16 protein-coding genes and 1 pseudogene are annotated in these 23,665 nt (G+C 40.2%); 2 read left to right on the forward strand and 15 right to left on the reverse strand.

Annotated features, from left to right (window positions below):
• Window positions 1-3: 3 nt before the first annotated feature.
• From topA to sigK, 4 genes are all read right to left on the reverse strand, one after another.
• Window positions 4-2,070: a type I DNA topoisomerase gene (gene topA, locus H8S17_RS03575; protein WP_186866266.1), complete on the reverse strand. Its 2,067-nt coding sequence runs from the start codon at window positions 2,068-2,070 to the stop codon at window positions 4-6.
• Between the two features lie 24 nt (window positions 2,071-2,094).
• On the reverse strand, window positions 2,095-3,183 hold the full coding sequence (dprA, locus tag H8S17_RS03580; protein WP_186866267.1) for a DNA-processing protein DprA: 1,089 nt from the start codon (window positions 3,181-3,183) through the stop codon (window positions 2,095-2,097).
• A 5-nt stretch (window positions 3,184-3,188) separates the two neighbouring features.
• The gene (locus H8S17_RS03585; RefSeq protein WP_186866268.1) at window positions 3,189-4,715 is read right to left on the reverse strand and encodes a YifB family Mg chelatase-like AAA ATPase; all 1,527 of its coding nucleotides are present in this window, start codon (window positions 4,713-4,715) and stop codon (window positions 3,189-3,191) included.
• A gap of 127 nt (window positions 4,716-4,842) precedes the next feature.
• Window positions 4,843-5,460, reverse strand: a complete 618-nt coding sequence (sigK, locus tag H8S17_RS03590) for an RNA polymerase sporulation sigma factor SigK (RefSeq protein WP_178052483.1) — start codon at window positions 5,458-5,460, stop codon at window positions 4,843-4,845.
• A gap of 319 nt (window positions 5,461-5,779) precedes the next feature.
• Between sigK and H8S17_RS03595 the strand changes: the two genes are divergently transcribed.
• A complete protein-coding gene (locus H8S17_RS03595) occupies window positions 5,780-6,658 on the forward strand; it encodes an RluA family pseudouridine synthase (RefSeq protein WP_186866269.1) in 879 nt (292 codons plus the stop codon).
• Here the strand turns inward: H8S17_RS03595 and trpS are convergent.
• The 3 genes from trpS to H8S17_RS03610 all read right to left on the reverse strand — a co-directional run bounded on the left by trpS (window position 6,655) and on the right by H8S17_RS03610 (window position 10,185).
• A complete protein-coding gene (trpS, locus tag H8S17_RS03600) occupies window positions 6,655-7,659 on the reverse strand; it encodes a tryptophan--tRNA ligase (protein ID WP_178050423.1) in 1,005 nt (334 codons plus the stop codon). The genes H8S17_RS03595 and trpS overlap by 4 nt on opposite strands.
• 3 nt (window positions 7,660-7,662) lie before the next feature.
• The gene (locus H8S17_RS03605; protein ID WP_178050424.1) at window positions 7,663-8,205 is read right to left on the reverse strand and encodes a DUF5662 family protein; all 543 of its coding nucleotides are present in this window, start codon (window positions 8,203-8,205) and stop codon (window positions 7,663-7,665) included.
• A gap of 117 nt (window positions 8,206-8,322) precedes the next feature.
• Window positions 8,323-10,185 carry an alpha-amylase family glycosyl hydrolase gene (locus H8S17_RS03610; RefSeq protein WP_186866270.1) on the reverse strand — a complete coding sequence of 621 codons (1,863 nt, stop codon included), beginning with the start codon at window positions 10,183-10,185 and terminating at the stop codon, window positions 8,323-8,325.
• A 209-nt stretch (window positions 10,186-10,394) separates the two neighbouring features.
• Between H8S17_RS03610 and H8S17_RS03615 the strand changes: the two genes are divergently transcribed.
• Complete coding sequence (locus H8S17_RS03615) at window positions 10,395-10,706, forward strand: DUF1292 domain-containing protein (RefSeq protein ID WP_178050426.1); 312 nt, start codon at window positions 10,395-10,397, stop codon at window positions 10,704-10,706.
• Here the strand turns inward: H8S17_RS03615 and H8S17_RS03620 are convergent.
• The 8 genes and pseudogenes from H8S17_RS03620 to H8S17_RS03660 all read right to left on the reverse strand — a co-directional run bounded on the left by H8S17_RS03620 (window position 10,688) and on the right by H8S17_RS03660 (window position 23,554).
• Entirely contained in the window at window positions 10,688-12,529 is a 1,842-nt protein-coding gene (locus tag H8S17_RS03620) for an ATP-dependent helicase (RefSeq protein ID WP_186866271.1), read from the reverse strand. The genes H8S17_RS03615 and H8S17_RS03620 overlap by 19 nt on opposite strands.
• Window positions 12,530-12,544: 15 nt before the next feature.
• On the reverse strand, window positions 12,545-13,993 hold the full coding sequence (gene gltX / locus H8S17_RS03625; protein ID WP_186866272.1) for a glutamate--tRNA ligase: 1,449 nt from the start codon (window positions 13,991-13,993) through the stop codon (window positions 12,545-12,547).
• A gap of 88 nt (window positions 13,994-14,081) precedes the next feature.
• Window positions 14,082-16,318: pseudogene (gene feoB / locus H8S17_RS03630) on the reverse strand (ferrous iron transport protein B).
• 68 nt (window positions 16,319-16,386) lie between these two features.
• On the reverse strand, window positions 16,387-16,836 hold the full coding sequence (locus H8S17_RS03640) for a C-GCAxxG-C-C family protein (RefSeq protein WP_186866274.1): 450 nt from the start codon (window positions 16,834-16,836) through the stop codon (window positions 16,387-16,389).
• A 25-nt stretch (window positions 16,837-16,861) separates the two neighbouring features.
• Entirely contained in the window at window positions 16,862-18,037 is a 1,176-nt protein-coding gene (locus H8S17_RS03645; RefSeq protein WP_186866275.1) for a hypothetical protein, read from the reverse strand.
• A 13-nt stretch (window positions 18,038-18,050) separates the two neighbouring features.
• Complete coding sequence (locus H8S17_RS03650) at window positions 18,051-18,746, reverse strand: tetratricopeptide repeat protein (RefSeq protein WP_186866276.1); 696 nt, start codon at window positions 18,744-18,746, stop codon at window positions 18,051-18,053.
• 12 nt (window positions 18,747-18,758) lie between these two features.
• Window positions 18,759-19,988 carry a DUF5716 family protein gene (locus H8S17_RS03655; protein ID WP_186866277.1) on the reverse strand — a complete coding sequence of 410 codons (1,230 nt, stop codon included), beginning with the start codon at window positions 19,986-19,988 and terminating at the stop codon, window positions 18,759-18,761.
• 26 nt (window positions 19,989-20,014) lie between these two features.
• Window positions 20,015-23,554 carry a DUF5717 family protein gene (locus H8S17_RS03660; protein ID WP_186866278.1) on the reverse strand — a complete coding sequence of 1,180 codons (3,540 nt, stop codon included), beginning with the start codon at window positions 23,552-23,554 and terminating at the stop codon, window positions 20,015-20,017.
• Between the last annotated feature and the right edge of the window lie 111 nt (window positions 23,555-23,665).

Consider the following 23,665-nt stretch of genomic DNA (forward strand, 5'->3'; position numbering starts at 1 on the left):
ATTCTACTTTTTACTCTCACTATAACCGCACTGTTCATTTGCACAGGCTAATTTATTTCCTTTTTCTACCATATAGCCGCCACATTTTGGACATGGCTTTGCAGATGGTTTCTGCCATGACATAAATTCACATTCCGGATTATTCTCACAGCCGTAATATTTTCTGCCCTTTTTCGTTTTCTTAATGACAACTTCCTTGCCACATAACGGACATTTGATCCCCGTTTTTTCCAGATATGGCTTCGTATTGCGGCAGTCCGGGAATCCCGGACACGCTAAGAACTTTCCATGCGGTCCGTATTTGACTACCATATTGCGTCCGCACTCCTCACAGACAACATCTGTGACTTCGTCTTCGATTTTTACTTTTTCTAAGTCTTTTTCTGCCTTCTCTACAGCTTCTTTTAGATCAGGGTAAAAGTTACTTACAACAGTTTTCCAATTTACAGTTCCCTCTTCCACCTTGTCTAATAGCGATTCCATATTTGCCGTAAAGTGTTCATCTACAATAGAAGGAAAAGATTCTTTCATAATCGCATTGACCACTTCACCAAGTTCTGTCACATACAGATTTCTGTCTTCTTTTACAACATACCTTCTCGCAAGTATCGTTGTGATCGTCGGAGAATAAGTACTCGGGCGTCCAATACCAAGTTCTTCTAATGTCTTTACTAACGATGCTTCTGTATAATGTGCTGGTGGCTGTGTAAAATGCTGTTTTTCTTCAAATTCCTGCAATTTCAAAGTAGTTGTCTGATCGATGGACTTCAACAGAACATTATTTTCTGCTTTTTCATCTTCGTCACTAGTATAAACTGACATGAATCCATCAAATATTAATTTCGATGCCGATACATGGAAACGGTAATCTCCTGCTCCGATCGTAACGGAAGTGGTTTCGTATACTGCATTGCTCATCCGGCTTGCCGTAAAACGTTTCCAGATCAACTGGTACAGACGGAACTGATCTCTCGACAAAGATTCTTTGACCATAACAGGCGTTCTTGCAATATCTGAAGGACGGATAGCTTCGTGCGCATCCTGGATTTTTCCTGTATTTTTCTTTTTTTCAGCATTTGCAGCTGTATAATTTTCGCCATAATGTTCTGAAATGTATTCTCTTGCTGCCACATCTGCTTCTTCTGATATACGAGTCGAGTCTGTTCTTAAATAAGTGATCAGACCGACCGTTCCCTGTCCTTTGATATCCACACCTTCGTACAACTGTTGTGCAATACGCATCGTTTTCTGAATGGAAAAATTGAGTGTTTTTGATGCTTCCTGCTGCAATGTACTTGTTGTAAATGGAAGTGGCGCTTTTTTGACACGCTCTCCTTTTTTTACTTCAAGCACCTGATAATCAGCTTTTTCAATCTCTTTTTTGATCGCATCTAATTCCTGTTTATTTGAAATATTTAATTTTCCGGAAGAATTACCATAAAACCTTGCAATGAGCGGACGTTTTTCTCCATCGACCTTTAATTTTGCATCTAATGACCAGTATTCTGACGGAATAAATGCATTGATCTCATCTTCTCTGTCACAGATGATGCGTAACGCAACGGACTGTACCCTTCCTGCACTCAGTCCACGTTTTACTTTTGCCCAGAGTAACGGGCTGATCTCATAACCTACTGCCCTATCTAACATACGTCTTGCCTGCTGGGCATCTACTAAATTAAGATCGATTTCCCTTGGGTGCTTTAAAGATGCTTTGACCGCATTCTTTGTGATCTCATTAAAGCTGATACGGCACGCTTTATCATCATCTAATTTCAATGCCTGTGCTAAATGCCATGAAATAGCCTCTCCTTCACGGTCGGGGTCAGTTGCGAGATAGACTTTATCTGCTTTTTTTACTTCTTTTCTGAGTTTTGCAAGAATATCTCCTTTTCCTCTGATCGTAATATATTTTGGTTCGTATCCATGTTCTACATCGATTCCCAGCTGGCTTTTTGGCAAATCCCGTACATGCCCATTCGAGGCTGTCACTTCATAATTCTTCCCTAAAAATTTCTTAATTGTCTTAACTTTTGCAGGTGATTCCACGATTACCAGGTACTTTGCCATAATAAAAACTCCTTCATACTTGTTTCATTTTTTGCTGTAATAATTTTTAAAAGATTCCTCAATCCATCCGGCAGAACACAGCCGCATCAGGATATCTGCAACCTTTGCTGCCGGAAGATCAGTCATCTGAACTAATTCTTCAATATTTTTTGTATGTAAATCGAAACAACTATACACCAACAATTCTTCTTTTTCAAGTAAATTTTTTCTTTTTTCACTCTGCCTGCCGTCCAGGCAATCTGTAATACCCAGTTCTAAAAACAGATCATCGATCGATGTTACGATACCTGCCCCCTGTGCAATCAGGCGGTTGCAGCCATAACTTAATGCATCATCTAACCGCCCCGGAACTGCATAAATTTCTTTTCCCTGTTCTAAAGCAAAATCTGCTGTGATCAAAGAACCACTGCGTTTTTTCGCTTCTACCACGATGATGATATCGCAAAAGGCACTGATCAGACGGTTTCGTGCCGGGAACTGCCACGCCACCGGTTCTCTCCCCGGCGGATATTCAGAAATGACTGCACCCTGTTCTGCGATTTTATGATACAGTTCTTTTGCTCCCTGTGGATAACAGATGTCAATGCCACAGCCTAGAATGGCATAGGTTTTTCCATTTCCATGTATTGCGCCCCAGTGTCCGAACGAATCGATGCCTGCTGCCATTCCGCTTACGACACCGATGCCTGCTGATGCAAAACGCCTGCCTAACTGTTCAGCCACATTTTTTCCATAAGAAGAACATCGTCTTGCACCTACAACAGCAGCTAAACGTTCTTCAGTTTCCGGCAATTTTCCAATGTAAAATAACCCATATGGGCAGTCCGGCAGTTCCAACAGCCGTGACGGAAATATTTCATCTTCGATTGTGACCATCGAAATGCCAAGAGCAGACAGATGATCTGCTTCTTTTTCTAAATCCCATGAGCATTTCCCCTCAATAATGAGATCTGCTTCTTTTTCCTTGATTCCTTTAATGTTTAAAAGCTGTTCTCTCTTTAGATCATAGATCTCTTTTGCACTGCCACAATAGTTTACTAACATCCGCTTCGTTTTATTCCCAATTCCCCTGATACAGCACAGCCAGTACCGGTATTTTCTATTTTCCTTCATCTTATCTACTCCCAATATTTTTTATCTAAAATACGGTAACATACGGCTTCATTCAAATGCCTGATCTCGATTTCTTCTGTTCCATCCAGATCAGCAATCGTCCTTGCCACCTTTAGGATCTTATAATATCCTCTGACAGAAAGTTCTAACTTCTGGTACATCTCTTTCATGTATTTTTTCTGTTTTTCTCCTAAATGACAATATGTTTCCATATCTTTCGATGGAATTTCACTATTATATAAGATTCCTGTTCCCCTGAAACGTTCCTGCTGCCGGCTTACAGCTGCCATCACCCGCTCCCTGATCTGTGCAGAGGGTTCGTTTTTTTCTTTTCTTTTAGTCAGGTCATCATAACAGATCAATGGGGATTCGATGCAGATATCGATCCTGTCTAATAATGGTTTACTGATCCTGCCTAAATAACGACGGATATCTGCTTCCCTGCAATTGCACTTGTTCCTGTCGGGATAGTATCCGCAGTTACAGGGATTCATCGCTGCTACCAACATGAAATCTGCCGGATATCGGTAAGCCCCTGCCTGACGCACCAGTACGATCTCGCGGTCTTCCATTGGCTGACGCATGACTTCTAAGGTGGATTTTTTATATTCCGGCAATTCATCTAAAAAAAGGACTCCTTTATGTGCTAAACTGATTTCTCCGGGCTTAGGTATCATTCCTCCACCTGCAAGTCCATTTATACTGATGGTATGATGCGGACTCCTGAACGGACGTTTCTGCAGCAATGTGCCGGTCTGTGGCAGCATGCCACAGATGCTATAAATTTTTGAGATTTCTAACTGTTCTTCTTTTGTCATGGGTGGCAGGATTCCCGGTATCCGTTGTGCAATCATTGTCTTTCCACTTCCGGGTGGACCGATCATCAGGAAATTGTGTCTTCCGGCAACGGCAACTTCACAGGCTCTCTTTACCGTTTCCTGTCCGTTGATATCTGAAAAATCTTCTTTTTTACTATTCTGTTCTGTTTCTTCTATATAAATAGGCTCTTTTTCTATATATGTTTTTCCCTTTAAATATGCTGTCAGTTCCAAAAGATTCTTCACGCCCCAGATTGTAACGCCGTCGATCAGTTTGGCTTCTGTCAGGTTCACATATGGCAGGATACACCGCTTGATCCCCTGTTCTTTTGCCATTGCCACGATTGGCAGTACACCCTGTACCGGCTGTACTTGTCCACTTAAACTGATCTCTCCTGCGATCAGAGTTTCTTCTAAGGCATTTTTTTCAATTTCTCCTAATGCAGCTAAGATAGCAACTGCGATCGGAAGGTCAAATCCTGTACCGGATTTTTTTACATTTGCCGGAAACAGATTGATCGTGATACGCTTTGCCGGAAGTGTATATCCGCAGTTATGCAAAGCTGTGCGCACCCGCTCTTTGGCTTCTTTTACTTCTGAGGATAAAAATCCGACCATTTCAAATACAGGCAGTCCGTTGCTGACATCCGCTTCTACCCGTATACACCTGCTTTCTAAGCCATATACAATGGCTGTTGTTACTATACTATACAATTTTATCGCTCCCTATGAAAATTTCTGTTAGGATTCTGTGGCGATCTGCCGGAGCATAAGATATTTTATTTTGTTCAGATAAAAAGATGGAATCATTGTAACACAGATCCCATCTTTTTCAAATACTCTAAAAATTATTTTTTAATTTCTCTAATGCTTTTTTTTCGATTCTTGATACATAGGATCGTGAAATCTGCATCTTCTTTGCGATCTCACGCTGTGTCACTGGTTTCTGGTCTCTTAAACCATATCGCTGTTTTAAGATTTCCTGCTCCCTTTCATCAAGCACGTTCGGTATCAGTTCATAGAGCCTTACAATCTTCTGTTTCAGTTCTAACTGCTCTACCACATCTTTTTCTTCCGCTTCTACAATATCCATAAGCTGTATCTGGTTTCCTTCTTTGTCCGTACCGATCGGTTCATACAAAGACACTTCCCTCGAACTTTTCTTTTTGGCACGAAAATACATCAGTAATTCATTTTCAATGCACCTTGCCGCATACGTTGCCAATTTGCTCCCGTGATCGTCCTGAAATGTAGAAACTGCCTTGATCAGACCAATTGTACCAATCGAGATCAGATCTTCCATATCTTCACCGGAATTCTGGTATTTCTTTGTAACATGGGCTACTAAACGCATATTTCTCTCAATCAGAACCTGTTTTGCCTCCCGGTCGCCCTCTTTCAAGCGGCTTAGATATTCCTGCTCCTCTTTTGCATTCAGAGGGGATAAAAAAGTTTTCAAGCTGACACCTCAAAAACTTACTTGATATATCCTATGAATCGGGCAAGTTGTTCGTGCCTTTCCATCTTTTATTTGCATATCCTATTTTTTATTATATAATGATACACAAGGGTCAAGAAATCAGAACTCTTATCCTGCTTGCAGGATAAGAATTCTGACTTGTTGACCCGCTCATACATGAGGAAGCAGCGATTTTCCTTTGGAAAATCAGCGGATTCCGAATGTATGTAGAATCGTGGGAGTTGCGAAGCAACAAACAATTCGTATGTCATATAAAGAAATATCTTCACCTAGCAGATAATTTTGAAAGGAGTACGCCTTGGAACGTATTTTTACTTATTTTATCCCCACATCGGCCGAAGGAAGTTCAATCCTTACTTTTCTAAAAGCAAACGGATATTCAAATAATATCATTAAAAATTTAAAAAAGACACCTGATGGTATCCTGTTAAATGGCATTTTCCGTTATGTAACTGCAATCCTGCATGAAAATGACACATTGACGGTCACATTGATTGAAAACGATATTGACACTTCGATCGTTCCTGTTGCAGCCCCCCTGGATATTCTCTATGAAGATGAAGATATCTATGTGATCAACAAGGCTGCCGGCATGGCTGTCCACCCTTCGATCAACCACTATGAAAATACACTTGCAAATGCCCTTGCTGCCTATAACAAAGCCAGGCATACCCCGATGACTTTCCGGTGTATCAACCGGCTTGACCGTGATACCAGTGGTCTTACGGTCATTGCAAAACACCAGCTTGCTTCTGCACGTTTAGGCAGTGCAATGAAAAACCGTGAGATCCATCGGGAATATTTAGGAATCGCTGACGGTTATGTTGATGACTGTGGCACGATCTGTGCCCCGATCGCACGTACAGCCGATTCTCTGATGGAACGGCAGGTGGATTTTGAACATGGCGAATCTGCAGTCACACATTTTAAACGTCTGAAATATGAAAATGGGCTCTCCCTTGTTTCTTTTTTATTAGAAACAGGAAGAACCCACCAGATCCGTGTTCATATGAAATATATCAACCACCCTTTGATTGGTGATTTTCTCTACAATCCTAACGACCACCGAATGATGCGGCAGGCATTACATGCTTACCGTCTGTCTTTTGTGCACCCGGTCACGGAAAAACAGATGTCTTTTACTGCACCTGTGCCGGATGATTTTATCATTCTTTAGCGGATACGTTCTGTCAAGCCGACTTTTTTCTGCACTTTTCGCAGCGTCTTTGTTGCATAGTACTGTGCCTTTTCATCATTTGCCTTGATCATGGAATCTAAGTAAGTCTTTTCTGCCATCAGTTCTTCATAACGTTTCTGTAATGGTGCTAATTCATCTGCAACTGCTTCACCTACTGCCAGTTTGAAATCACCATAGCCCTTACCGTCAAATTCTTTTTCGATCTCCTTATAAGATCTGCCTGTCACGCAGCTATAGATATCCATCAGGTTACTGATTCCAGGCTTATCTTCTCCATAACGTACCACACTGTCAGAATCTGTGACTGCACGTTTGAACTTACGGATGATGCTGTCACGATCATCTAACAGACGGATTGTTGCATTTGCATTTTCGTCAGATTTCGACATTTTCTTTTCCGGTTCCTGAAGGCTCATGATCTTTGCTCCTGCTTTTGGAATATAAGCTTCCGGAATCGTAAATACATCACCATAGATTGCATTGAATCTCTGTGCGATATCTCTTGTGATCTCTAAATGCTGTTTCTGGTCTACGCCTACCGGAACAAGGTCTGACTGATATAATAAAATATCTGCTGCCATCAGTACCGGATATGTGTAGAGTCCTGCATTGATATTATCTGCATGTTTTGCTGCTTTATCTTTAAACTGTGTCATACGGTTTAACTCGCCCATATAGGTAAAACAGCTTAAGATCCAGCTTAATTCTGCATGTCCTGATACATGGGACTGGTAATAGATACAGTTTTTCTCAGGATCTAATCCTGCCGCTACGTATAATGCATATAAAGATCTTGCATTTTTACGGAAATCTGCCGGCACCTGTCTGACTGTCAGAGAATGTAAATCCATAACGCCATACAGACATTCATATTCTTCATTCAGATCCACCCAGTTTTTTAAAGCACCCAGATAATTTCCCAGTGTCAGTGTTCCGGTTGCCTGCATTCCACTGTAGAGTATTTTCTTGTCATTTAACATTTTTTAATCCTTCTTTCTCTTATTTTTCAATATATCTGTGCGGATGTAATCAAATACCTTCTCCTCACCCTCATCTGCAAGCATCTGCAAAAGCTGCTCTAGTAAAGCCCTTGTTTCCTCATGCATGATATAATGTCCTTTTCCTTTTTCATAATATTCTAACGGACTTCTGTCCGTATAGTTCTCATGCTGATAATTTTTAGAAGCAGAGATCCGGTCAATAAACATTTCAACAACATATTTTGTCGGCATACGCATTCCGGTCATATATCCTGTATCTGCTGCATAATCGATCCAGTATTCTAAATGGTGTTTATTTCTTCCTTTATGATGCAGCCATGCCGAAGAATATCCCTTATCCGCCCTCTCTGCATTATTCGGGCTTGCCGTTCCCTGATAATATCTGCAGCCAACTAAAAACTCAGTCGGTGTATATTTTGACCAGTCATGCATAATGCCCTGTTTATATAATCCTACTTTAAAACACCCTTTCCGCACCAGATTCTTATGATGTAAAATTGTTCTTAAATGCTGCCACGCTTTCATGTTCTATCCTGCTTTCTATATTACATACTAACTGATATGACTTGCGCTTTTTTGTAGTTATCCAAAACCCTACTCATACATTCGTGAAACCGCACGATTCTAAGCGGTTCTGAATAGTTACGCTTTTCCTATAATGATACACACGCTCTGGGCATCCATCGTATACCATGGATCTGTCAGTTTTTCACAAACAGGAAGAAATCCGCTCTTGTCAGCTGTATCCATGGAAAGATACCAGTTTCGTTTGCCTTTCTGCTTCGGCAATGCCAGATTCTTAGGAAAATTGGAAAAATTAAATCCTATATAAACATCTTCCTTTTCCTTCGCATACTGCCCACAGTAAAGAATCCCCAATGCCCGTCTGTTCATATGGTTCTGTGAGATCCATGCATTTTCCTCATGGTAAGATACATCGGGATATCCACAGCCTAAGGTATCTGCAAGCTGCATAGGCTGTTCCATGCGTAAGATCTCATGTTCTTTTCGAAATGTGATCATCTTCCTGACATATTGTAAGAAATCCCTTGCCGGCTTGCTTTTTTTCCAATCTTTCCAGCCAATCTCATTGTCCTGACAATAGGCATTATTATTACCCTGCTGGGAATTATAGTCCTCATCACCGGACATCAACATCGGCACGCCCTGTGCAAGAAAAAGTACTGCGATTGCATTTTTCATATGGCGGTCACGGATCTTTTGTACATTCCTGCTTGTGGTATCTCCCTCTACTCCGCAGTTCGTACTGAAATTCCATTCCGGACCGTCTGTATTCTCCTCTCCGTTTGCTTCGTTATATTTATTCTCATAAGTAAACAGATCGGCAAGTGTAAAACCATTATTGTCGGAAATATAATTGATATAACCATACTTTGTATTCTGCTTTTTGATCTGGTCCGCAAGCTCCCAGACATTTCCATCTATACCACTTAACAATTTACGTGCCGGATATAAAAATTCATCGGTGTCGACAAACAGTCTTGGATAAGTTTCATCTTCTTTTTCTAACATCTCGCCAGAAACATAACGGTAAAAGAACTTTGTCCTGCCCAAATACGGATCAGATGCTATGATCTCCATCGGAATACGGTTTCCCTGTAAATGAAATCCATCGACATGATATTCACTTACCCAGTATCTTAATACATCAATGATCCTCTCTGCCGGCACATCATCCGGAAAATCCATCTCTAAGATACATTCTATATTTTTTTTATGCATCTGTAAAATACAGTCTTTTAACTCAATATCCGGTGTATCAGAAGCTGCATAAGATGCTTTCGGAGCAAAATAACAGCCCTCTCCATAACCCCAGTAGTTGATCTTATAAGAATCCTTCTGCTTTGGCTTTTTGATCTTATCTTTCTTCTTCTCTACCCATCTTGTATATTCCGGCAGTTCCTTCTCTTTAGAAACGATCAGTTCCTCAAATTCATAAACCGGCATCAGTTCTATCGAAGTAATTCCTAACGATTTCAGGTAGGACAGTTTTTTTGTAAGTCCACGGAATGTCCCCCTGTCGTCAGTTTCCTTTGGGAGCGCTTTTGAAAATCCCCTGACATGCAGCTTATATAAAACCATGTCTTTTCTTGGAATTTCTACTTCACAGTCCCCACGCCATGAAAAATTTCTCTCCTCATAACGGCACCGGAGTACTTTCTGATCCTGTATACGGTTCTTATCTGCCCAGCTTTCCCTGCCTGTGATCTGTCTGGCATATGGATCTAAACAAATGTTCCCATTTATACTAAAATTGTAATCACAAAGTACGGCTTCTGTACCTTCGATACGGACTGCCCGTAGATTCCCTTTTGAAAATTCTTCCGGCACATCGATCTCTGCCTTTTTATTTCCATCCGCCCTGTGATACAATATGATCTTACAATCTGACCGCCTTCTGCTTTCAAAGCAGAAATTGATCCATGTTTTTCCTTTTGTAACTCCTAAGCGGGAAAAATCACCTTTTTTCAAGTTAAATTCCATGGTTTAACCACCTTTTCATCCTAAACTAAGCAAGTATACCTTCCTATTATAACATTCTTTTGATTCTTTTGTATATCTTTTTTCCGCACTTATTGACTTTCTGATAGAAACTATTATATGATACAAGAGTCAGAAGGTCAGAAACCGCCCTGCGGGCAGGATAAGAATTCTGATCAGAAAATGCAGTAAAAATTGAAAGGAGATCCTTTATGGACAATCAGAACAATACCAATCTATCCGATGATGAAGATATCTGTGTAACGCTCGATATGGACGATGGCACACAGGTAGACTGTGAAATCGTAACTATTTTTGATGTCAATGACCAGGACTATATCGTATTACTTCCTCTCGATGAGGACGGAGAAGAAAATGAAGAAGGCACCGTATACATCTACCGTTATTTTGAAGACGAAGACGGCAATCCTTCCTTAGAGAATATTCAGGACGATGAAGAATATGAAGCTGTTGAAGAACGTTTCGACGAATTATTAGACGAAGTTCAATTTGACGAGGATTGACGCTCTCTTGCTTCTATGATAAATCTGGATATCTCCGTTTCGTGATTATTGATCTTTTCAGAAGCATACAGATGCAGTTCATTTTTTGTCCGCGTCAGGGCTACATAGAACATCCGCCGTTCTTCTTCCATTTCAGGAGGCAGAACGGCTTTTTTATAAGGTGTACACCCTTCATTGACATCAATGATATGAACAGCTTCAAATTCCAATCCCTTCGCACTGTGAAAAGTTGCTAAGGTTACGGCTTCTTTTGTGATCTGCTGTTGTTTCTGTAATCGTTCTAATTCTTCTTTGTACTGTTCAATGTGTAAAAACCATTCTTCATAGGAAACATAGCCTTTCGTACTTTCCTGCAATTCCTCTAATATATCATACAGACCATCTTCTTCGATCTTACGGAATTTCGCATATTCTCTGATAAATTCATCATATCCGACTGCCTTGCGGATATAATTGACCGCTGCAAACGGACGCATCTTACTGATCGCATAAAGATCTGCCCGCAGTTTTTCAATGCGTTCCCCTACCCATGGCTGTTCCGAGTAAAAAGCCTGCCATGCATCAAACCGTACCATTTCAGTATCTAAACTTTCTCTTGAAAGATATCTTTTCGGACGGTTCATGATCATCAAAAAATCCCTGCGCTGTCTGCTTCCTTGTGCGAGCCTGATATATGCAAAAATATCCTTTGCGATCCAGTGCTCATAGATATTCGGCACCCTGTCCCGCATCTTAAACGGGATATTATATGCTAAAAGCTGTTCCATCAACATTCTTGCCTGTACGTTTGTCCGGAATAAAATAGCTGTCTGTTCATACGGTATCTCTCCCTGCCGGATACGTTCAATGACCTTCTCATTTGCTTCCCTGCCGGTTGGAAATATCTCAAATGTGATCCCTGTATTCTGCTCTTTTGCTGCCCATATCTCTTTTTGAAACCGTTCTCTGTTATGGCTGATGATCTTATCTGCCATAGCTACAACGTCTTTCGGACAGCGGTAATTATATGGCAGATTGATGATCTTTAAGTCGGGATATGCCTTTGGCATATGCAGCATGATCTCCGGCTTTGCTCCCCGAAACCGGTAGATAGACTGGTCATCATCACCTACCACGAACAGATTTCTTTCCCGTTCTGTAAGCATCCGCACGATCTCGTACTGGATCTGGTTCACATCCTGAAACTCATCGATCAAAATATAACGGTATTTTTTCTGCCATGCCAAAAGGATATCTTTACGCTCTGCAAACAGCTCATAAGTATAGACAAGCATATCATCAAAATCAATCTTCCGGTGCCGCTTTAAAAACTGCTGGTATTCCTTATAAATCCTGTAAAATACATCTTTCCCACAGTTCACCGGATAATAATGTTCTAATGCGATCCGTCCGTTTTTGACCATACTGATCTCTGATAATATCCCTTGGATAAATTCCGTTTCATCATCATAATCTAAATGCATGGAAGTGATCATTTCCCGCATAAGCTGCACTTTTTCTTCTTCTCTTAAAATACTTGATGCTTCAAAATGATAAGCATATTTTAAGATCATAAAAAAGACGGCATGGAATGTTCCAAACGTCACACGCCTGCCTTCCTGCGGCATCAATCTCAAAAAACGCTCCTTCATCTCTCCTGCTGCAGCCTTTGTAAATGTGATCACTAAAATTTCTGAGGGTGATGCGATCTTATTTTTTATTAGATTTTCGATTCTTCGGGTAATTACAGTCGTCTTGCCGGACCCCGGCCCGGCAAGCACTAACATGGGACCCTCACGATGCAGGACTGCCTGCATCTGAGCGTCATTTAGATTCTGTTTCATAGAAATTCCTTAGATTTATGATAATAATGCAATTCCTTTGCGTATTCTTGCTAATGATTCTTCTTTTCCAAGAATCTCCATAATCTCTGTTGCACCGCCCGGTGTCATTTGTTTTCCTGATACCGCAGTACGGATCGGCCAGAGTACATATCCATTCTTATAACCTTTTTCTTTGACAAAATCAGAAAGCATTGCATATAAGGCATCATTGCTGTAATCTTCCTGTGCTTCTAATAATGGAAGGATCTCCTGCAATACCAAAAGTGATGTTTCGGCATTTGTTTTCATTTTCTTATGCGTATACATTGCAATGTCATATTCCGGTAATTCTTCAAAGAAATCAATATGATCTGCAATATCCGGAAAGATCTCAATTCTGCTCTGTACTAATTTTGCGATCTTCTTTAAGTCATAGTCTTTTGTTACGACTTTACGGATATATGGTTCTGCCATTTCATAGAATTTATCAAAATCCATGGCTTTCATGTATTCCCCATTCATCCATTTTAATTTTGTCATATCAAATACTGCTGGTGATTTATTGATATGGTGGTAATCAAATGCTTTGACTAATTCATCTAAAGTAAAGATCTCTCTGTTATCTGCCGGACTCCAGCCCAATAACGCAACAAAATTAATGACTGCCTCTGACAAAAATCCCTGATCGATCAGATCTTCATAAGAAGAATGACCGCTTCTCTTGCTTAATTTCTGGTGTTCTTCGTTGGTAATCAAAGGACAATGTACATAAACCGGTACTTCCCAGCCAAATGCTTCATATAAACGGTTGTATTTCGGGGAAGAAGAAAGGTATTCATTTCCCCTTACCACATGTGTGATACCCATTAAATGGTCATCAACTACATTTGCAAAATTATAAGTCGGATATCCATCTGACTTAATTAAGATCATATCATCTAATTCTGCATTATCTACTTCGATCGTTCCATAAATTTCATCTTCAAATGTCGTTGTTCCTGTCTGTGGATTGTTCTGACGGATCACATATGGAACACCTGCTGCAAGTTTTTCTTCAATTTCTTCTTTGCTTAAATGCAGACAGTGCTTGTCATAAATGATGATCTCTTTTCCTGCAACGGTCTGTTTTAAACTCTCTAAACGCTCTTTATCACAGAAACAGTAATAAGCTTCGCCTTTTTCGATCAACTGTTTTGCATATTCTAGATAAATTCCTTTTTCCTGACGTTCACTCTGTACATAAGGTCCGACTCCGCCGTCCTTATCCGGTCCTTCATCATGGATCAGTCCTGTTTTTTCTAAGGTACGGTAAATGATTTCGACTGCCCCTTCCACATAACGTTCCTGATCTGTATCTTCTATTCTTAAAATGAAATCGCCGCCTTCATGCTTTGCGATCAAATATGCATATAATGCTGTTCTTAAGTTACCAACATGCATCCGTCCGGTAGGGCTTGGTGCAAATCGTGTTCTTACCTTACTCATGTCTGTCTTTTCCTCCGTTTTCTACAGTATCAACACTGTACTGCATTTAATCTAGCACAGTTTTTTCCTGTTGACAAGTCATTTCCAATTAAAACAGGATTCGAGCAATCTGATATATGCCAAATGACACGATCCATGCCACAACACACTGCAGAATCACAACAAGAAGTGCTTCCCGTCTGTTTCCCATTTCTCTTTTTATGGAGGCGATTGCTGCTACACATGGTGTATACAAAAGAGTAAATACCAAAAAGCTTACAGCAGATGCTTTTGTAAACAATCCTGATAATGCAGATGCAAGTTCCGACATATTTGTTCCTAACAACACACTCATAGTACTTACTACTGCTTCTTTTGCTGTAAATCCGGTGATCAGGGAAGTTGAGATTCTCCAGTCTCCAAATCCTAATGGAACAAACACCGGTGCAATCCATCTTCCTAGCATTGCGAGCAGGCTGTCAGCACTATTTGCTACTACATTAAATCTCGTATCAAATGTCTGTAAAAACCAAATGACAATCGTAGCAAGAAAAATGACTGTAAATGCTCTCTGTACAAAATCTTTTGCTTTATCCCACATCAAAAGCAATACACTCTTCGCTGACGGCAGTCTGTAATTTGGAAGTTCCATAACAAATGGAATGGAATTTCCCTTAAATCCCGTATGGTTTAAAACAAATGCCATGATAATTCCCACTATGATACCGGTTACATACAAAAGAATCATGGCAAGTGCTGCATATTCAGGAAAAAATGCTGCTGTAAAAACAGCATAGATCGGGATTTTTGCCGAGCAGCTGATAAACGGAACTAACATGATCGTCATTTTCCGGTCACGTTCCGATGCTAATGTCCTGCTTGCCATAACTGCCGGAACTGTACATCCAAATCCAACCAGCATCGGTACAAAACTTCTACCGGAGAGCCCGATCTTCCTTAAGAGTTTATCCATTACAAATGCAATCCTTGCCATATAACCGGAATCCTCTAAGATAGAAAGGAAGAAGAACAATACCACGATAATCGGCAGAAAACTAAGCACACTTCCCACTCCTGCAAAAATACCATCGATCACCAGACTATGTACAACCGGATTGATCCCATAATCGGTCAATGCCTGATCCACCCAGTTTGTTACTACATCGATACCTATACTAAGCCAGTCACTAAGAGCCGCCCCTATGACATGAAATGTCAGAAAGAATACCATAAACATAATTCCCAAAAACATAGGGATCGCAAGATATTTATTGGTCAATACATTATCAATCTTAACACTTCTTATATGTTCCCTGCTTTCCTGGCATTTTGTAACTGTATTCTCGCATACTTTTTCAATAAATGTATAACGCATATCTGCTAATGCAGCATTCCGGTCCATATGATGGTCTGTTTCCATCTCCTCAATACTATGCTGCATCATATCATATTCATTCTGGCTCAACGCAAGACGCTTGATGATCGTTTCATCACCTTCTACGATCTTCGTTGCCGCAAATCTTGGTGACATACCGATATTCTGTGCATGGTCTTCGACCTGATGCGATACTGCATGGATACAGCGGTGAACAGCACCTTTTTCACAAAAATCCTTTACCTTTGGCTTCACCCTGTTTTTTGCTACATGAAAAATAGATTTACTCAGATCTTCAATTCCTTCATTTTTAGCAGCACTGATCGGTATAACCGGTATACCGATCTCTTCCGACATCTTTGCAATATTGATAGAGCCACCATTGTTCCGCACTTCATCCATCATATTAAGTGCTAATACCATCGGAACATCCATCTCTAACAGCTGCAATGTCAGATACAGATTTCTCTCTATATTTGTAGCATCGACAATATTAATGATGCCATCTGGTTTTTCATTTAAAATGAAATCCCTTGTCACGATCTCCTCACTCGTATACGGTCGTAATGAATAGATTCCCGGCAGATCCACCACCTGAGCATCCCTTACTGTACGCATCTGTCCTATTTTCTGATCTACTGTTACCCCCGGAAAGTTACCAACATGCTGATTTGAACCAGTTAATTGATTAAACAGTGTGGTCTTCCCGCAGTTTTGATTTCCAACAAGTGCAAATATCATATCTCTGCCTCCGTATCGACTTCAATCTTCATTGCTTCCTCTTTCCGGATCGTAAGTTCATACCCCCGTATCCGGATCTCGATCGGATCTCCCATTGGAGCAACCTTTTTTATAACCACATGTGTTTTTGGAATGAGACCCATATCCAAAAGCCGACAGCGCAATGCACCTTCTCCACCAACGACAGTAATCACTGCTTCCTGTCCAACTGGCAATTTATCTAATGTCATATCTTTATCCTGCCTTTCCCGTTAGGATTTTCTAACCAAGACAAGTGTATGCTAATTGAGAAAAATTGTCAATTACTCTTTTTCATATATTGTTCTAAAATTCCGGCAGCAAGTCCGACCATCTTGACACAGGGACGTTTTTTATAATATTCCTGTGTCCGCTTTGATGGTGTCGCTGCATGATCTTTTCCTTCTATGCCTAATAGTTCCCTGCAGATAATACTTCCTGTTTCTTTTTTAAACTCCGATGCTAAATACTGTACTCTTTCATAGTGCTCTTTTTTTGCAATATCGTCTTTTGGATCATCATATCCATACAATACACCTGCCACAAATGCCATACCGCTGACTGCTCCACAAACTTCCCTCATTCTTCCCATACCTCCGCCAAAGGAAGATATCATCCGCATGACTGTTTTTTGATCCATCTGCATTTCTTTGGCAAATGCCCCGGCTACAGACTGTGCACAGTTATATCCTTCTAAAAAAAGTTTCTCTGCTTCTTCCTGTTTACTCATATTTCGTTTTACCTTTCTTTTCTGATCAGATTGACAGATTATCGATCGAATTGATGATCTGTCTGACTTCCGGTGTATTGATATGTTCTTTTCTTAACATACGGTCAACTTCATCCCGCCGTTCTCTGATATTCTGCATATTATACTCGATCCGAGAACGTAACTTCTGTCTGCGCACGATCAGATTATGTTTTACTTCTACCATTTCTTTCTTGTCTACCAACGCAGACGACTGATTGATCCAGACACTTGCATCATACAACCGGTAACGCTTTAACAAGCGCACTAATTTGGTATTGAAATATTCCAGATCCTCATTGGTCTGTCTGAATTTTTCACGCTCTTTGACTTCATTTAAGTACTGCTCCCAGAGATATTTTAACTCATAGGCATTTTTTACATGATATTTTTCTCTGGCATAATCAACCGCATTGGTCACATTGACATATTTGAATTTAACCTTATTGAGAAGCACGATCGCATGGTTCATATTCACTTCGGAACGTTTGATCTCCGTCTGGTTCGATGACATTTTAATGAAAATGCAAAAGCTGCCGACCGCTGCAATCAATATTACAGACATCCACGCATATGTCGTATCGGTATGAAAACCGATCTGTAATACCAGCAAGATGACCATGCTGGCAAAAAATACGCCAAGCAGGACAAACGAAAGCATCTTTAGTATCTTCTGTTGATGGAGCAGTTCTAATTTATTATAATACCATTCCGTCTTTTCGCCCTCTAAATAATTCATGTCTTTTTTGACTGCATTCTGGTAGGTTTCATTCGTCTGTAACCGTATGATCGCATCCGGTATCGTATCTTCTTCCTGCTGCATCTGCACAAACTGTACATCAGAGATCCTTTTTTCGGAATTCTGGTATTCATCCCGCAGGCGGTCTAATTTCTGCACATTTTCAGCTGCCCCGCGGATCGCATCTGCTTCTTCATCCGGCAGGTCTTCTAAGATCTGGATATCATTCAGATAATCTGTCACGATCTTATACTCTGCTTTTTCTTCTTCGATTTCCTTAGATGCTTCTATAATCTGTTCACAGCAGTCTAAGATATAATGCTGGACTTTTTTGTTACCGCTGTAGTCTTCTTTAAATGTTCCTTCAAGCTGTGCCTGCCTGCCCTCATTTTTCTTTCTTTCCGCTTCTAATTTTTTTGCTTTACGCCTCTTAAAAAATCCCATGTTCTACCCTTTCTTACCTGCGGCTTTTCCGATAGGTATCTTTCCAAGTTTCAATGACTGTCTGTGGCATCTCAAAATTCGATATATGTTCTTCTTGCGCTTGTGGCAGTTTTCCTGCTGCTAACTGTTCTGCTGCCTCTTTTGCCTGTTTCGAAGCAGGATTCTGGTTCCTTTCATAAGCCATTTCATAACACTTTGCTGCTTCTTCAAACAAAAATTGTCTGGCATAGGCTGTACCTAAATTATGATAGATATTTCCTTCTAACAAGCCTGACACTTCAGGAGATTCTAATAATTTCTGATATGCTGTCTGGCTCATGTAATACCGCCCTTTTTCTAAAAAACGGTCTGCCCTGATCTTTTGACATTCTGTTTCGCTTTTATTTTCAAATTCCTGTAATTTTTCCTGCATCCCATATAATTCTTCTCTTGTACAGTAACTACATGCAGATACAAGTGCCGTCACAAATTCTGTAAGGCTGCCGCCTTCTGAGACGATCTTTTTTAGCTGAGAAGAAAGTGTTTCTAATTTCAATTCTTTTTTCAGCCAGCAGATCAGTTCCTCGTCCATAAAAGAAGGCTCGATCAGATCAATATTTAACTGCATATAACAGCACAGTTCTTCTAATGAATAGACATTCAGCGAACCACTTTCCACATAATAGGGTACAGAAGCCAATTCGCTGCTGCACAAAAGCAATTCTCCCATAAAAGCCTCCTTTTATTTATCACAGGACATTTCATATTCCCACACTTTATCTGAACTTTTGACTAATTCCCCAAATCCCATATCACGGATCGTAAAGGACACTTTATCTGCTGACACCGGTTTTGCTGTGATCCTGAGTCTGCTCATCTTATCTTTTCGATCCGGAAATCCGTCTAAATCTAATGTTTTTACAACTGCCTCCCTGCTCTTTGGCGGCTGCAGATATAAGTCTATCGAAGGTTTCCCGCTTAAGATCACTTCACAGGTACTTCCTGCCTCATACCAGTTATCCCCTGCTGTTAACAGTGATAAAAATTCTGTTTTGTCAAGCTGTCTTACTTTTAAGCTGACATTGACTTTTAATTCGCTGTCACCTAAATAAATATACTGCCAGTCCACTTTTCCTGCCCTGACTGCTGCCGCATAACAGGCACCTTTACAGAACAGGTTCTTGCCCATAAAAGTTCTCCGATTTCTGCATAGGACAGACAATGATCTTTTCAACCAGTTTCCTTCAAAACCGTCACCAATCAGATAGACGCTTGAAACCACATTTTTTGCAAGGGAATCTTCGGCAATCACCGCAAATTCTGCATCTCTGTCCTTTAACATGGCATCATAGATTTTCTCATCGATCGTCACTACCTGCGGGACAGTTCGCCTGTCATGGCTAAGTTTAAAAAAGAGCAGTTTTTTGGAAGTGTAATAATAGAGTGCCACATCATGCAGGCAAAGTTCCCTGCTCTGGCTGAGTGCATAATAATAAAAACTTTCCCTATAATCTACAAGCATCAATTTTTCTGCCGGAAGTAAGATCCGTTCTGCAAACTGTAACAGCAGTTCTCTTACTTCCTGGTTCACAGATTCTAACGTGATCACCAGCTTATCTAAACTGTTCTCCCCTTCAAAAGCCAGCGGAAGTCCTAACAATTTTTTAAGAAATACAAATAAAAGTTCCGCTGTATCATAAATAATCCCTTCGACTTCTACCGGTTCATGAACCAATGCACGCTTTAATAAACCTTCGATACAGGGTGTCTTTTCTTCTCTTGCATACCGTTTTGCTTCTTCCCCAAAAAACCACTGTCCGACACCTTTTCTTTTTGAAACGCACAGTGGGATCTGATAGACTTCACTTCCGGTCACCATACTAAATGTGGAAGGTTCTGACATACCGTCTGCATAACAGCTTATCATCGCATATTTTTCATTCAGATCAATCCCAACGTATCTTCCTGTCATCTTCTTCTCCATTTCAGATCATACTGCTATAATGTCGTAAATAGTGCTTTTGTCAATTCTTCTAACTGCTCATATTCCTGCATCTTATCTGCCAAACCTTCCATATCGGCTGTCGTCTGTAATAAAATGATCTCATTTAACCGTTCATAACGGCCGCCTCCTGCTTCTTCATACACTTCGCTGCAGGTGATCTGGTCACTTTCTGTCACTTCCATCTGACCATCGATCTCCTCCGTGATATAATACTGGATCGCATCTCCAAAAAAGAGGATCATTTCTTTTACAAAAACTCCGTCATACATCTCTGCCATTTCTTCTGTCAGATAGTCACTGTTTTCTTCTAATAATTTGTAATGAAGCTGTATGCGGCTGTTCTTTTGTGCATGATATTCGATATAATACTTATCTTTTAACTGGTATTTTAAAAGTATCTTCTCTGGAAACTCTTTATAAAAAGCAAACCGGATTCCCTCTAACAGATATTTTTTCAGTAAAATTTCTGCATTCTTTTTCTGCTTCTCTGTCAATAAAACTGCCAATGCATAATGCTTTAATAATGCTAATTCACAGATCATGTTTACCTTTGATCCTTCTTCATAGAAGGTTTCAAGATCTAAAAAAAATCCTTCCGGTGCGATCACATCTTTTGTAAAACTGTAATAAGAAAAATACGAAAGATATGCCTCTTTGATCCTGCCGCTCCCTTTTGTCTTGTAACAGTTATAAATCCGGTCTGCACAATCTACAAATTCATTCGTATATAACATCTGCACAACGATCCGCTCTGACAGTGCCCAGGTATCGATCCCAAAACTATCTGCACTCTTAAAGACCGCCGTCATCACCTTAGTAGCCCCATTATAATATCTGCACAGATACTCTAATAAGACATCATTATATTTTCCTTCGATAAAAACGTCTGCACAGTACTGTAATAGGTTTTCATCTTCTGCAAAGTCGATTCGTCTGATCTGGTCGGATAAAAGCAATACTTTTGCAGATGGTGAAAGCTGTTCAAATCCATATTCTAAAACAATCTGATATGCCTGTTCATATAATCTGTTTTCCACACATAATTCTAAGACACTTCCCCTTGCCTTTGGCATCATCAGGGAAATCTCCACGCCCTTTAACTGTTTTTCCATTTCTTTTACCTGCTCTAATTTTGAAAGCAGATAAAACATCTTCGGAAACAGCCATGCCTTATAGGATAAGCTGACTTCTTCTGCGGTCATGATTGCCTGAAAATAAGGCAGATCTTTTTCCTCAAAAATCTCCTGTGCTTCTCTGTTTGCAAAATAATATAACAGATATGGCAGTTTCCCTGGTGCATTTTTCATACAGATCCTTAGATACCGTCCCGGATACATCAGTTTTTCTAACTGCCATGAGATACTTCCGCTGTAACGGTTTCCATTAGAATCTTCTATAAAAACACTATAATCATTCGAATATAATGGGAAATATGCCACTCCCGAAACAAGCGGAACGACGATCGGATGCTCTAACTGTTTCTGTAAGATCACAACACTTGCCGCCTTCGGTGCAAAACAAGTGAGTTTATGTATGAACAATACATCCGAAAGCACCTCGGAAAGCTGCATGGAATATACTCCATGGGATAGGATATCCTCATATATGACAGCTAAATTATCGTCCATATGCTTCTGCTCCATCTGCTCATAAGCAAACTTCTCCATCGCCGGATAATATTGTTCATATAGTTCGGGCTGTTTTACCTTTGCAGCGATCATATTGACATATAAAACTGCTTTCTGCCGGTAACCTAACTGTGTATTATATTTAAAATACATCTGGATGATCCGTGGCACTTCCTGTACACTTCTTGCATCCATCGATAACAGATATGCTTCATACAGACCGGTAATACATAACCTCTGTTCAATGCCTTTTTCATACCATATAAAAAAACGTTTTCCGTATTTCTGGTTGCGGATCAGATAACCGCAGATCACAGGAAGAATCTCATCTTCCCCGACAAGTTCATAACAGGCTTCTAACAATAACAGATGTAATCGCTGATAAGAAAGCCGCTCCGGAAATACAGAGACCACCTGCTCTGCTAATGCAGTATTTAAGATTTTTTGTTTTCTTGCCCAGTTTAAGATTTCCCATTCAAATTCCCCTAACTGGTTCAAAAGATACGGTTCCTGCATATACAAACAATATACCTCTACATATAACAGCGGGCTTTTCACACCGGACATGATCCGTTCTTCTAACGCACGCAGTTTCTGATAACGGTTTTTCGCATATTCTTCTTTTAAAAAGAGCATACACCAGAACAACATCGTATTCTCTTTGTGTTCCAGATAAACCTGCTCGATTGCACCATACAGACGGTTGATATAAAGTTCTTCGTGCTCCATCAGGGTACAGATATACATATAATATGCCCATTCGGGACTTCTCTGGTCTTTCCATCTCCGCTTGAAATCGCTTAAAATCCACTCTGCTTCCTGCCGCTGTCCGTTCACAAAAAATGTCTGTGCCTTCATCAGCCTGTACCACATATTGTCAGTATCCATAGCGATCAGCCCATCAAGATCTTTACATGTTGCAGATGCCCATTTTCCGGTAACGGTCTTCTTCAACCGGTAGTCAATATACGATCTTAAGATCTTTGCATGTAACTGTTTTTTCTTTTTTCTAAGGGGATCATGTGCGTTTCCTTCATCTTCATAAGTAGCACATACAGAGATCACAATTTCCTGATAGATATTTTTTATGGTAAGATACCCATAATTCCTGCCGCGATGCATCTTTTGGGGATTGATATAAAAACCTGATTCTACGGTACTCCCCAAAAAATCTTCTGTGGTCATCCATTTCTTTTCCGGCTCTATAAAATCTGCATCACTTTCAATACTAAATTCCACATAACCCCATGTGTTTTTTTTAAGCGTAACACTCCCTCTTAAGGTATCCATAACATGATAAAATTGAAACTCTGTCTGATCTGCTTCTAAGATAATCTTCTCTTTCAACTTACATCCTAACAAAAATTCTTCTAAATTATGATCTGTAGGTCTGCCCTTTGCCAGTCCGTTATATAAAAGACGTTCAGATACTTCGGTATGTTTTAAGATATGAATGAAACATGGGGAATAAAATATTTTTTCTGCTTCTTGATAATTGGTCTGTGCCAGCCTTGCAAAGTCGCGCAGTCCATGGATCTCTCCTGATTCCCCAGCTGCATAGAGTTTCGAAATAAGCACAACAAAAGAAAGGTTATATTCTCCCTGGTTACAAACAATGAAAAAATCACCTTTTAAAATATCACCTTCCATCAGTCCTGCACTATGAAATTTGTATAAAATGCGTACTTCTTCTCCTTCAAACCTTGGAGTCAGACACTCCATTCGTGAATCAGAAGAATATACCATGCCACGCACCGCTGTCTTATTGATGGCCGTAATGGTAAATTCTCCCATATATTCCCTGCCTTCAGGCACTGTGATCTCTATCCTGTTTACAGAAAATTCGATTATGGGAGCAAGACACCAAACCCTGCCACATGCAAGTTCATCGATTCTCTTACGCACGCTGCCACCTGTTTCTTCTATTTCTTATTTTATTGATTTTTTATTAAGAATGATTATAATTACAATTAAAACTATTATAAACTATTTATGCCCTAAATTCAACCGGAGGTA

The sequence above is a fragment of the Roseburia zhanii genome, from assembly GCF_014287635.1.
Taxonomy (GTDB): domain Bacteria; phylum Bacillota; class Clostridia; order Lachnospirales; family Lachnospiraceae; genus Roseburia_B; species Roseburia_B zhanii.

Bases quoted from the DNA above. Each gene is read 5' to 3' on its own strand.
- topA (WP_186866266.1), bottom strand. From the start codon at position 2,070: ATGGCAAAGTACCTGGTAATCGTGGAATCACCTGCAAAAGTTAAGACA.
- dprA (WP_186866267.1), bottom strand. From the start codon at position 3,183: ATGAAGGAAAATAGAAAATACCGGTACTGGCTGTGCTGTATCAGGGGA.
- trpS (WP_178050423.1), bottom strand. From the start codon at position 7,659: ATGTTAAATGACAAGAAAATACTCTACAGTGGAATGCAGGCAACCGGA.
- H8S17_RS03605 (WP_178050424.1), bottom strand. From the start codon at position 8,205: ATGAAAGCGTGGCAGCATTTAAGAACAATTTTACATCATAAGAATCTG.
- H8S17_RS03610 (WP_186866270.1), bottom strand. From the start codon at position 10,185: ATGGAATTTAACTTGAAAAAAGGTGATTTTTCCCGCTTAGGAGTTACA.
- H8S17_RS03615 (WP_178050426.1), top strand. From the start codon at position 10,395: ATGGACAATCAGAACAATACCAATCTATCCGATGATGAAGATATCTGT.
- H8S17_RS03620 (WP_186866271.1), bottom strand. From the start codon at position 12,529: ATGAAACAGAATCTAAATGACGCTCAGATGCAGGCAGTCCTGCATCGT.
- gltX (WP_186866272.1), bottom strand. From the start codon at position 13,993: ATGAGTAAGGTAAGAACACGATTTGCACCAAGCCCTACCGGACGGATG.
- H8S17_RS03640 (WP_186866274.1), bottom strand. From the start codon at position 16,836: ATGAGTAAACAGGAAGAAGCAGAGAAACTTTTTTTAGAAGGATATAAC.
- H8S17_RS03645 (WP_186866275.1), bottom strand. From the start codon at position 18,037: ATGGGATTTTTTAAGAGGCGTAAAGCAAAAAAATTAGAAGCGGAAAGA.
- H8S17_RS03650 (WP_186866276.1), bottom strand. From the start codon at position 18,746: ATGGGAGAATTGCTTTTGTGCAGCAGCGAATTGGCTTCTGTACCCTAT.
- H8S17_RS03655 (WP_186866277.1), bottom strand. From the start codon at position 19,988: ATGACAGGAAGATACGTTGGGATTGATCTGAATGAAAAATATGCGATG.